Here is a 9,088-nt window from a genome sequence, read left to right as displayed (position 1 = left end):
AAAGAAAAGAACAAATGCTAATAAAATAATAAATAAATTAATCATAATTAAAAATGTTTTTGAGTTATACCTTTTTGAGTTCCGTATAATAATACGCTAATAAAGTCGATAAATTTTTCTAGTGTTTTCATGGTTTTATTTTTTATAAAATTTGTTCAAATTCTGATATTGTGCGTTACATACACACCTCTGTTTTTATTATTCTATGATATAACCCGCTTCTATCAAGCCATCTTTTAGGTTTTTTTGATTTGGAAATTTCCATTCTTCAGGCGTTTCGGAATTTGATAAAACTATTTTAGCTACTAATTTTCCGTGTTTTTCGTCAATGATGTTGTAAGTGTACATAATTATTTTTTTTTATTAAAGTTTTTAATTATTAATAAGACAATTGTAGGGATTGTCACTAATTCGGCAACCCCTAGAATATAGATATTTACAGTTAATATTGAGGCGAATACCAATAATATTCCGATAGCTAGTAATGCCTTTAATTTGTTCATAATTTGTATTTTTTTTAAGGTTAAATTTTGTTTCATTTTGATGGTACAAATATATATCAGCTTTTTAGGTTGTGCAAGTTTTTATATAAATTTTAACATAATTTTAACATTTTAAACATATTTACTGGGCTTGTGAACACTCAAAAAACTAAAATAATAAAAACAAACTCACTTTATTAATACAAATTTTGTGTTAATATCTCAATCTTTGTAATATATATATATAAGTTCTGTTTTTTACTGGATTAAACAAAATATCATTGCGTTATTTTGACACATTGACATCAGCATATAAACCCTATCGGATTAGTAGGATAAAGGTTACAAAGTAGCTCGACCCCACCGAGGCAACCTATCAGGCTTTAGCCGATAGCAAAACAGCCCGACCCCACCGAGGCAACTATGGGATAAAAAATGATCAGACCCCACCGAGGCAACCACTCAGTTGAAAACGAGTGTACCCCACCGAGGCAACCTATCGACTGAAAGTGATAGCACCCCACCGAGGCAACCACTCAGCATTTATGCGAGTGTAAAACGGCTCAACCCCACCGAGGCAACTATTCAAGCGAAGCTGAATGCTTATCCGTTAGGCGAGTATGTATTAAATTTCAATCAAAATAGCTTGTTTTGTGTGAAATAACAATCATTAATGATGTATAAAGCATTTACTGTTGGTAAATCTATACGTTTGCGCATATAATTATGTCTTATATTGCCCTTTTATATGCAAAAGCAAAGGCTACCATTTCTGATAGCCTTTTTAATGATTAAGACAGGACTCGAACCTGCAATCCTCAAAGAATAAAACTATCTCGAGTTCATTTTATTCCATTATAGAGGGTGTCAACCAATTACACCACTCAATCATTTGCGTTATATTTTGTCACGAATTTAATCTTTTTTTAGGACATAAGTGGCTTTGCCTTCTCAATTAAATCTCTAAAATTCTTAAGAAATAAATCTCTTGTTTCTCTATCTTGGAAGGAAAGGAACTTATTATATTTAATATTAGTATCATCAATTATCATTCCATCTCTCAATATAATTACAAATTTGTTTTCATCTTTACTCCAGTCAGGTATCCACCCATTACGATATACCTCTCTTAATTGACTTAACTGCGCAAGTGCTATTAATGCTTCGGCTTGTTCTTTTGTTGCGAAGAAATTTCTATTTCTATCGTTAACATAACCACAATCTTTATAAATTATGCTATCATTATTTATATAATATCCATTAACTTGTTCTAATCCATTCCAAGTAATTGGTAATTTATTCTTACCTAACTCAGGATAGGTTTGTAGTGCCAATCCTTTTAATTCCTCATCTGTGCCTTCATACCAGCGCTTAGCTGTTTCTTGGCTTAGTTCTAAGTTTCTCATACTAAAATAATCTTTTAAGTTGTTGATTATCCATAGATAGCACGTTAGTTAAGGCATTATCCATATCGTTATTGGTACTCAAGATATTGAATAAGACTTGTATTTTTTTATAAGTCAATCCTTTACCTTTTGAGAATAATTTAACACGAGTTAACGTGTCTTGAAATTGATTGTGTTCTTCTGGAGTAGTCAAAGCCTCGCCTTGATTGTTTACCCATCTTCCATTTTTGATTTTCATAGTTAATTAAATTAGGTTTGAATATTCATATAATACTTTCATTTTATCGTACGAATCAATCTTACTCGATAAGTAAGGACGTACAAACTTTAATGTATCTTTCATTTGCTCAATTCTACTATCAGAATAATTATCCAGTTCGTCTTGCAGCATTTCATAAAGTCTACAATATTTACCATTAAATGAAGTATCTTGCATAATTTCATTTAATAAATCTTGATCTATCATATCTTATTTCTTTTTAAAGTGATTTATCACTTTGACTTGTTTTTAAATCGTTCAAAACATTCTTTTTTAGCTTGTGAAAATTGAAATTTATATTTTTCATCTCCTCTATAAATCCAACCATTGAAAAAAGAATCATGTAAATCTTTCTCACTATACATTCTTTTAGATTTTATAGAGTTAGTATAAGCTAAATAAGCATCTTCTTCTTTTTTAAAAACACCTAAATAATTAACCTTACCATTTATTCTAACTTGTGCTAACCATTTATTACTTTGTTTATGCCAAGAAACACCTGTAAAATTAGAAGTTTTGTTTTTCCTGTCCTTACTTGAGTTTTTTCTATTTGTAACTAATTGAAGATTATTTGTAAAGTTGTTAAGTTTATTACCGTCAATATGGTCTACAATTAAACCATCATATCCATTAGGAATATGGTTCAAAAAAGCTATAGATACTAATTGATGTACTCTAAACGTTTTTTGTTTTTTATAATTTGATAAATTTACATAAGGATAACCTACAGAATCTATTGATTGTTTTAAAATTTTATCTTTAGTTACATAAACAACTTTACCCTTTGTTATTGTTCTTGATAGGCTTTTTATATTACCATTACTGCTTACTTGATACAATCCTTCATATCCAAGCATATCTTTCCAAACTTCTTTCATAATTTATATTTATTAGAATACAAATATACAATATATTTCTTAATTGCCATTTAACGTAGTAGAGTATTTTTAAATATTTCTAATAGTTCTTTTGATGAATGAGTATTGTCATCGCTATTCCATTCTATCCAAATTTCTCCATTATTATAATAATTAATTCTTAACCACTCTGCAAACTCAATAGCAAAATTATCTTGATTGTTTATTTGCCATTTAGCACCTTCTTTAAATGAATTATAATTATCCCCAGCAGTATCGTCATTATTTGACCACTTATGATTATTTGTTTCAAATACCCATTTTTCAGCAACTTCTTCAAGTGTTTCTTGTTTAGGTTCTTCTTTTGGAATGATTATTTTGTAAAAAGATTTATAACCCATTGGGTCATTAGTTATTGGAGATTCATTAACATAAACCCACTCACAACTTGGATTCTTAACAAGCCATTCTAAAAACTCATCATCAATAGCTTGTACACCATCTTTGATTAAGTATTGGTCTGTTGTTAAGATGATTTTTTTGCAAACTTTTCCTTTAAAACCACCTAAGGGAACTTTTATAACTTCATTAGTTGAAATAAAATAAACCCAATCTCCATCTTCAATTTCTTCATCAGAAGTGATGTAGATGTTATGGGCAGATTTAATATCTGTGTGATATTTAGGAAATTCACATAGTTCATAAACTTTGTTAAAACTATTGTAGCATATCCTACTTTCATTTTCTGTTGGTAATACGTGGATGTTTTTCATAATTAATTAATTTTCTTATTATCTATTATTGATTGAGGAATATATAGTAATAGATACGTTAATAATAATCTCCAGCAAGTAAAAAGTACAATTGCAGCTAATCCATTTAATAAAAATTGTACACATTCTATTAATAATTCCATACTACTTTGAGTTATAAGTTATCATACTATCTGCATATCGATACGCTATTCTAGGAATATCTATCTGTTCATATAATCCACTTGTAATAAGTGACTGCATTGCTTGAACTGCGATATAGGTTCTCTCTGAAATACCTGGATTGAAGTTCGCTCCAGGTACTTGTACTAATGGGAAGGCTGCCTTACTTTTGCTCATTTTGTTTCTTTTTTGCTAAACGTTCTGCTTCTTGTTTCTTTGCTAAAGCTAATACATCTTTAGCTTCTTGCTTTACTCGGATTTTGTACTCCCAAATTGTTTCTCTTTTCATATTCTCTATTAATTAATGTAGTTGCTAATTCTCTAATCTTATCTACTCCTAAAGAGTTTAATTGCTCTTTTGTTACCGTAATATCAACTCTTACTTTCTCTGATTGACATAAACTAAATATAAACCTTTCTATTGCGTCTCTCATAGCTTTATAATTTCTTGTTCAACTTCGTACCAAAACCTATATCTTTCAACCTCGCAATCTTTTAATATCTCATTAACTACTATTAAAGCAAGTTTTCTAGCAGTTTTATCACTATAAACTAAAGTACCCTTATATACCTCTTTACTACATATATAATGCAGTTCTTCTGCTTTTTCTTTTGGTGTCATAACTTTTCTATTTCTTGCTTAACTTCTTGCCAATAAGATATAAATTGAAAATCAAATGCGGACAATTGGTCATCTGTTTCTCGAATTTTTAAATCAAAATAAGGACAAACTCTTATTATCTCATCAACTGCTATTAATGCACATTTTTTTGTTTTTGTCTTGCTTTCTAGATAAGTTAATAACTCATCAAACTTTTCAACTAACTCTTCTGCTTTTTCTTTTGGTGTCATAACTTCTTTAATTTATTAATTACATAAGTTTGTGATTCAAGACCACTTAATTCTTCAATTAATTGATTGATTCGATTACGCTGTAAAGTATAGCGACCTCGAAGTTCTAAATAGTCTTCTTGTAGTTGCTCAAACTCAGATAATGGTTCTAATTCTTCTTGGTTGATAGGGTTGAGTGAGTTCCACTCATCGTAAGTGTCTAGCATTTATTTAAAAAGTTTAAGTAAGCCTTATACGATTCATATACCGCTTGAATTTGTTTAAAGTCATCAGTATCTCTTTCGGTTGAATAAACTTCTTCACTTTTAAAAAAACTATCCCATTCTTCAATTGTTTTTTCTTTACAACCTATTTGAATTAAATCTCCTTTTATAGAGTGAGTCCACTTGCAAAAAATAGGTAAATGAGACTTTTCTTTATTTTTGGCCGAACTCAAGTCGGCTGAACTTAAGTTGGCTGAACTCAAGTTGGCTGAACACAAGTCGGCTGAACGCAAGTTGGCTGAACTCAAGTCGGCTGAACTCAAGTCGGCTGAACTCAAGTTGGCCGAACTCAAGTCGGCTGAACTCAAGTTGGCTGAACACAAGTCGGCCGAACTCAAGTTGGCTGAACGCAAGTCGGCTGAACTCAAGTCGGCTAAATACAAGTTGGCTGAACACAAGTTGGCTGAACGTAAGTCGGCATGATTTAAACTAACCTTTTCTTTTATAGCTTGTTCTACTGCATCTTTAATAGTTGCATTTTCATTTGTGTAGGTAAATAGTACTTTACCAAAGATTGATTTAATCTCAATTGTTGTTTTCATAATAAAATATTAATTAATAACGTATTCAAGCTCTCTGCTTGATTACAGGACAAACTTATAAATAAATATTTACTCCTACAAATATTTTTTTATTATTTCATAATTTATTTCTTTAAACTCCTCAGTATCAATGTATTTAACTATAAATTTATTTTCTAAGTAGCTAAATCCTGATACATAAAACTCTCTATCACTCTTACTTTTGTAGATAGTTACGTTCTGCGGAATCATTTTTCCTTTGTATTCTCTAAAACCACATCTCATCTTTGTCTTTATGTTTAAATTCATAATCTACTTGGTAATCAGTCCATATATATACTTCAAAACCCTTACTTCTTAACTCAGCTATTCTATAGTGCTGAATTTCCGACAAAACTCCTTTAGGTTGCTTAACTTCTATAAAAATAGTCTTACCTTCTTTTAGTGCCATTAAGTCAGGTACACCTGCAATACTTGTGCGAATTAATTTTATTACAAGCCAACCATCTTCGGTTAACTTCTTTACAATTTTGGATTGTATTTTACTTTCTAGCATTTCTTTTAGGTATTGTGATTTCTATTTCTTTCTTAAACAAATCGTTAGTATAACTTCTTTTGTTCATCACTGCTTTGTAAATCTTAGCGTCTAAAGTATTTTTACTTAATAACCAAAAAATTTCGTTCTTCTCTCGGTCTTTGGTAGCCATCCTTGCACGTGCCTGGAAGTAAGTAGTCGCTGAGAAGTCAATTGAGAACATAACTAAATAATCTGCCTTACTTAAATTAATGCCTTCTCTGCCACTTAAATACTGATAAGCTATCCATTTATCAGTTTGGTTAAATTCATCCAACTCAGTGGTTAATTTGTCTCCAAACACTTCTTTCAGCATAGTAAGTTCTTCTTTATACTTGTAGAATATCCCTATTTTGTACTCAGAGAACTTTTCTTTAATTACATTTGCTTTAGAATAGTCAATAATTTTAGCTGTTCCATCTTCAAACTTAATCGTACCACTGCCTAATTGGTGTATCTTCTGCTGTAACTTAACTGAAGTATCGGCTAATATCACTCGACCATCTGATGCAGTAACTACTAAGTCTCTTTTTAATCTATTAATTACGTTATAAGTAACTGGTTGCATCTCAACTGGGATAATATGCTCAATTACCTTTGTAGTAAATCCAGCTCGTTCTTGGGTAAAGGTTATGATATATGGCTTAATAATTGGATATATTTTATCATACTTCGCATCGCTGTAGTCATTGACTTTGGCATATCCTAAGTTCTTTAGCTTGACGTTCACATAATCATTCGCCCACTTATAAAATTTGATGTACTGCTTGAATGGAGAATAGTTCGATACCCAAAACTGATGGTATATTTGACTATATGACTCAGGGTTCATAGTTCCTGACATCAAAACCATAGGTACTTTAGAGAATCTGCCTTTATAAATCTTAGCGAATCCGCTTGGCTTCGGATAGGCAGCAAATAAACCGTGGGCTTCATCACATATAATCAAATCAAAATCATTTGACTCTATTTTATGTATAGACTCTTTATTGATTATGGTTAAATCAAAAGTATATCCGAAATCATTATAATCTCCTTGTATAGATGAAAAGGCTTTAATTTTAGTAATAAATAGAACTTTATTAGCTCCATATAACTTAGCAGTCTCTAAAGCCATAAGTGTTTTTCCTACACGAACCATACAGTTGAGGTACACTATCTTTTTATCAGTAAGTATCTTAACCGCTTGGTTTGCTATATCCTGCTGGTAATCACGAAGCTGTTTCATCTAGTTCTTTATTTAAAAAATCCTTACAATCTTTTATAGTAAATATACCTTGCTGTGTATTGTCTAAAGCATATACTCTCATATCATCAGGTAAAAACTTGCCGAAATTAGTTAACCACCTACTATTTGTTCCTCTAAAAAATACAGGTTCAAAAATAGCTGTAGATATATAGTAATGCAAATCTCCATCCTCATCTACTAATTTTGAATGCTCAATATTTTCTGCTAATATTCCAAACTTTGTACTCATATCGATTTACCAAATACTTCTTTGTATTTGTAGGCTAAGTTAGTGTTACAAAATTCAATCTCTTCAGGAGTTAATATCTTGTAAAAGACAGTCTTTCCTCCAGTAAATTTCTTTGCTTTGATATTTGACTTCTCATTCAAGTAATTACGAAATGACTTCTTACATTCTCTCATATAAAATGGGAATAGCGGCAGTCCATCATAACGCTTATCTACTGATTTAATCAGCCCAAACTCCCACGATAATTTATCGGTGTGAATTTCATCTTTCATTGTTATTTTGTCTAACTTCAATAACTCCTGAAACTTGTTCTTAATCTCTGTAGAAGGTTTGTTCAAAACAAACGCAACTTCTCTATAGTTTAGTGTCATAACTTTTCAATTTCTTGTTTAACTGCTTGCCAATAATTATTATTATATCCATCTTTATCTAATATTTCATCAACTGCTATTAATGCACATTGTTTAGCTTCTCTATAATCTATTGTATTTTCTAATTCTACAGAAAATAAATTATAATATTTATCTACTAACTCTTTTGCTTTTTCTTTTGGTATCATAATCCTTTTTCTTTAATTAATTTATTTCCTTTTTTAAGATTGTCATTTACCCATAATGGCTGAAAGTTTGTATAGTGATTTAGCTTTATTAAGTCGTCTTCGTTTTTTGCAAAAGAAATAGGAATAATATGGTCTAAATGCCATTCACCGTGATTTTCTATACTCATTCCTTCGCTAAATTTTTCTGATATAAATCGTAAAAAATAATCAATAGAACAACCTAAAATACTTTCTGTTTTTAATCCTTTTTTATAAATACCCTTACACCCTCTTTTGAAAGAGCCTCTTATTAAATTTTTAATATTATGAGAGTATTTAAAAATAAAATCATTACCTAATCTTTCTGTATATTTTTTTGAAATATATTCTTTATTAATCTTTCTATATTCCTTTTGATAGTAATTATTTTTTAATGCCCAATCTTTATTATATTTAGAAGTTTTATCTTTATTGTTTAATCTCCATTCTTGCATATATTCTTTAATACTATCCGATTTTTTTATTATGTTTTTAGCATAATAATTAGCCTTGTTTATCTTTACCTTTTCTTTATTGCTTAGTGCCCAATACTTAGACTTTTCTGACATACACTTTTTACAAGATGGCTGAAGACTATCTTTGCTATTTTTATTTTTAGAAAAATCAACATCTTCTTTTTCTACACAACAAGTTTTGCAAATTTTAAACATATTTTTCTTTTTTAAATATTTCTAATAGTTCTTTTGATGAATGAGTATTGTCATCACTATTCCATTTTGTCCAAAATTCTCCATTATCATAATAATTAATTCTTAACCACTCTTCAAACTCAATAGCATAATCGTCTGCCATTTGTTGAATGTCATTCAACTTTTTATCCCATCCTGTTTGTACTAAAATGTCTAAAATTTTTTCTTTCATAA

General features: G+C 29.9%; 18 protein-coding genes and 1 tRNA gene. All 19 read right to left on the bottom strand.

The features are described 5' to 3' along the window. Positions 1 to 198: 198 nt before the first annotated feature. Entirely contained in the window at positions 199 to 348 is a 150-nt protein-coding gene (locus Q0L65_RS03225; RefSeq protein ID WP_296683416.1) for a hypothetical protein, read from the bottom strand. A 922-nt stretch (positions 349 to 1,270) separates the two neighbouring features. Further along, positions 1,271 to 1,372 (bottom strand) — tRNA-OTHER (locus Q0L65_RS03220). Between the two features lie 36 nt (positions 1,373 to 1,408). Continuing rightward, positions 1,409 to 1,888 (bottom strand): hypothetical protein, encoded by a 480-nt coding sequence (locus Q0L65_RS03215; RefSeq protein WP_296683415.1) that lies wholly within the window; start codon positions 1,886 to 1,888, stop codon positions 1,409 to 1,411. 1 nt (position 1,889) lies between these two features. Beyond that, positions 1,890 to 2,126 (bottom strand): hypothetical protein, encoded by a 237-nt coding sequence (locus tag Q0L65_RS03210; RefSeq protein WP_296683413.1) that lies wholly within the window; start codon positions 2,124 to 2,126, stop codon positions 1,890 to 1,892. A 6-nt stretch (positions 2,127 to 2,132) separates the two neighbouring features. Then, positions 2,133 to 2,354: a hypothetical protein gene (locus Q0L65_RS03205; RefSeq protein WP_296683410.1), complete on the bottom strand. Its 222-nt coding sequence runs from the start codon at positions 2,352 to 2,354 to the stop codon at positions 2,133 to 2,135. Between the two features lie 26 nt (positions 2,355 to 2,380). Next, positions 2,381 to 3,025, bottom strand: coding sequence for an NUMOD4 domain-containing protein (locus Q0L65_RS03200; protein WP_296683407.1), 645 nt, complete (start codon positions 3,023 to 3,025; stop codon positions 2,381 to 2,383). Positions 3,026 to 3,075: 50 nt separating this feature from the next. Continuing rightward, a complete protein-coding gene (locus Q0L65_RS03195) occupies positions 3,076 to 3,777 on the bottom strand; it encodes a hypothetical protein (protein ID WP_296683404.1) in 702 nt (233 codons plus the stop codon). 325 nt (positions 3,778 to 4,102) lie between these two features. Continuing rightward, the gene (locus Q0L65_RS03190) at positions 4,103 to 4,228 is read right to left on the bottom strand and encodes a hypothetical protein (RefSeq protein WP_296683402.1); all 126 of its coding nucleotides are present in this window, start codon (positions 4,226 to 4,228) and stop codon (positions 4,103 to 4,105) included. 141 nt (positions 4,229 to 4,369) lie between these two features. After that, positions 4,370 to 4,561 (bottom strand): hypothetical protein, encoded by a 192-nt coding sequence (locus Q0L65_RS03185; protein ID WP_296683399.1) that lies wholly within the window; start codon positions 4,559 to 4,561, stop codon positions 4,370 to 4,372. Next, positions 4,558 to 4,791: a hypothetical protein gene (locus Q0L65_RS03180; RefSeq protein ID WP_296683397.1), complete on the bottom strand. Its 234-nt coding sequence runs from the start codon at positions 4,789 to 4,791 to the stop codon at positions 4,558 to 4,560. Before Q0L65_RS03180 ends, Q0L65_RS03185 begins: the two co-directional genes overlap by 4 nt. Beyond that, positions 4,788 to 4,997, bottom strand: coding sequence for a hypothetical protein (locus Q0L65_RS03175; RefSeq protein ID WP_296683395.1), 210 nt, complete (start codon positions 4,995 to 4,997; stop codon positions 4,788 to 4,790). The genes Q0L65_RS03180 and Q0L65_RS03175 overlap by 4 nt, the downstream gene beginning before the upstream one ends. Beyond that, complete coding sequence (locus Q0L65_RS03170) at positions 4,991 to 5,596, bottom strand: pentapeptide repeat-containing protein (protein WP_296683392.1); 606 nt, start codon at positions 5,594 to 5,596, stop codon at positions 4,991 to 4,993. Before Q0L65_RS03170 ends, Q0L65_RS03175 begins: the two co-directional genes overlap by 7 nt. A gap of 247 nt (positions 5,597 to 5,843) precedes the next feature. Continuing rightward, positions 5,844 to 6,131, bottom strand: a complete 288-nt coding sequence (locus tag Q0L65_RS03165; protein ID WP_296683389.1) for a VRR-NUC domain-containing protein — start codon at positions 6,129 to 6,131, stop codon at positions 5,844 to 5,846. After that, the gene (locus Q0L65_RS03160) at positions 6,118 to 7,377 is read right to left on the bottom strand and encodes a hypothetical protein (RefSeq protein ID WP_296683388.1); all 1,260 of its coding nucleotides are present in this window, start codon (positions 7,375 to 7,377) and stop codon (positions 6,118 to 6,120) included. Before Q0L65_RS03160 ends, Q0L65_RS03165 begins: the two co-directional genes overlap by 14 nt. Continuing rightward, the gene (locus tag Q0L65_RS03155; RefSeq protein WP_296683385.1) at positions 7,361 to 7,627 is read right to left on the bottom strand and encodes a hypothetical protein; all 267 of its coding nucleotides are present in this window, start codon (positions 7,625 to 7,627) and stop codon (positions 7,361 to 7,363) included. Before Q0L65_RS03155 ends, Q0L65_RS03160 begins: the two co-directional genes overlap by 17 nt. Beyond that, positions 7,624 to 7,998, bottom strand: a complete 375-nt coding sequence (locus Q0L65_RS03150) for a hypothetical protein (protein ID WP_296683382.1) — start codon at positions 7,996 to 7,998, stop codon at positions 7,624 to 7,626. Before Q0L65_RS03150 ends, Q0L65_RS03155 begins: the two co-directional genes overlap by 4 nt. After that, on the bottom strand, positions 7,995 to 8,186 hold the full coding sequence (locus Q0L65_RS03145; protein WP_296683379.1) for a hypothetical protein: 192 nt from the start codon (positions 8,184 to 8,186) through the stop codon (positions 7,995 to 7,997). Before Q0L65_RS03145 ends, Q0L65_RS03150 begins: the two co-directional genes overlap by 4 nt. Continuing rightward, positions 8,183 to 8,875, bottom strand: a complete 693-nt coding sequence (locus Q0L65_RS03140; RefSeq protein ID WP_296683378.1) for a hypothetical protein — start codon at positions 8,873 to 8,875, stop codon at positions 8,183 to 8,185. The genes Q0L65_RS03145 and Q0L65_RS03140 overlap by 4 nt, the downstream gene beginning before the upstream one ends. Then, positions 8,868 to 9,086, bottom strand: a complete 219-nt coding sequence (locus Q0L65_RS03135) for a hypothetical protein (RefSeq protein WP_296683375.1) — start codon at positions 9,084 to 9,086, stop codon at positions 8,868 to 8,870. The genes Q0L65_RS03140 and Q0L65_RS03135 overlap by 8 nt, the downstream gene beginning before the upstream one ends. Between the last annotated feature and the right edge of the window lie 2 nt (positions 9,087 to 9,088).

This window comes from Flavobacterium sp., assembly GCF_024642105.1.
Classification (GTDB): Bacteria; Bacteroidota; Bacteroidia; order Flavobacteriales; family Flavobacteriaceae; genus Flavobacterium.
The sequence above is the reverse complement of the archived record's forward strand: the minus strand, read 5'-3'. Positions and strand labels throughout refer to the sequence as shown.

Excerpts from the sequence above, each read along its gene's own strand:
- Q0L65_RS03225 (WP_296683416.1), bottom strand. The coding sequence starts at position 348 with ATGTACACTTACAACATCATTGACGAAAAACACGGAAAATTAGTAGCT.
- Q0L65_RS03180 (WP_296683397.1), bottom strand. The coding sequence starts at position 4,791 with ATGACACCAAAAGAAAAAGCAGAAGAGTTAGTTGAAAAGTTTGATGAG.
- Q0L65_RS03165 (WP_296683389.1), bottom strand. The coding sequence starts at position 6,131 with ATGCTAGAAAGTAAAATACAATCCAAAATTGTAAAGAAGTTAACCGAA.
- Q0L65_RS03210 (WP_296683413.1), bottom strand. The coding sequence starts at position 2,126 with ATGAAAATCAAAAATGGAAGATGGGTAAACAATCAAGGCGAGGCTTTG.
- Q0L65_RS03200 (WP_296683407.1), bottom strand. The coding sequence starts at position 3,025 with ATGAAAGAAGTTTGGAAAGATATGCTTGGATATGAAGGATTGTATCAA.
- Q0L65_RS03215 (WP_296683415.1), bottom strand. The coding sequence starts at position 1,888 with ATGAGAAACTTAGAACTAAGCCAAGAAACAGCTAAGCGCTGGTATGAA.
- Q0L65_RS03195 (WP_296683404.1), bottom strand. The coding sequence starts at position 3,777 with ATGAAAAACATCCACGTATTACCAACAGAAAATGAAAGTAGGATATGC.
- Q0L65_RS03155 (WP_296683385.1), bottom strand. The coding sequence starts at position 7,627 with ATGAGTACAAAGTTTGGAATATTAGCAGAAAATATTGAGCATTCAAAA.
- Q0L65_RS03150 (WP_296683382.1), bottom strand. The coding sequence starts at position 7,998 with ATGACACTAAACTATAGAGAAGTTGCGTTTGTTTTGAACAAACCTTCT.
- Q0L65_RS03145 (WP_296683379.1), bottom strand. The coding sequence starts at position 8,186 with ATGATACCAAAAGAAAAAGCAAAAGAGTTAGTAGATAAATATTATAAT.
- Q0L65_RS03175 (WP_296683395.1), bottom strand. The coding sequence starts at position 4,997 with ATGCTAGACACTTACGATGAGTGGAACTCACTCAACCCTATCAACCAA.
- Q0L65_RS03190 (WP_296683402.1), bottom strand. The coding sequence starts at position 4,228 with ATGAAAAGAGAAACAATTTGGGAGTACAAAATCCGAGTAAAGCAAGAA.
- Q0L65_RS03135 (WP_296683375.1), bottom strand. The coding sequence starts at position 9,086 with ATGAAAGAAAAAATTTTAGACATTTTAGTACAAACAGGATGGGATAAA.
- Q0L65_RS03140 (WP_296683378.1), bottom strand. The coding sequence starts at position 8,875 with ATGTTTAAAATTTGCAAAACTTGTTGTGTAGAAAAAGAAGATGTTGAT.
- Q0L65_RS03185 (WP_296683399.1), bottom strand. The coding sequence starts at position 4,561 with ATGACACCAAAAGAAAAAGCAGAAGAACTGCATTATATATGTAGTAAA.
- Q0L65_RS03170 (WP_296683392.1), bottom strand. The coding sequence starts at position 5,596 with ATGAAAACAACAATTGAGATTAAATCAATCTTTGGTAAAGTACTATTT.
- Q0L65_RS03160 (WP_296683388.1), bottom strand. The coding sequence starts at position 7,377 with ATGAAACAGCTTCGTGATTACCAGCAGGATATAGCAAACCAAGCGGTT.
- Q0L65_RS03205 (WP_296683410.1), bottom strand. The coding sequence starts at position 2,354 with ATGATAGATCAAGATTTATTAAATGAAATTATGCAAGATACTTCATTT.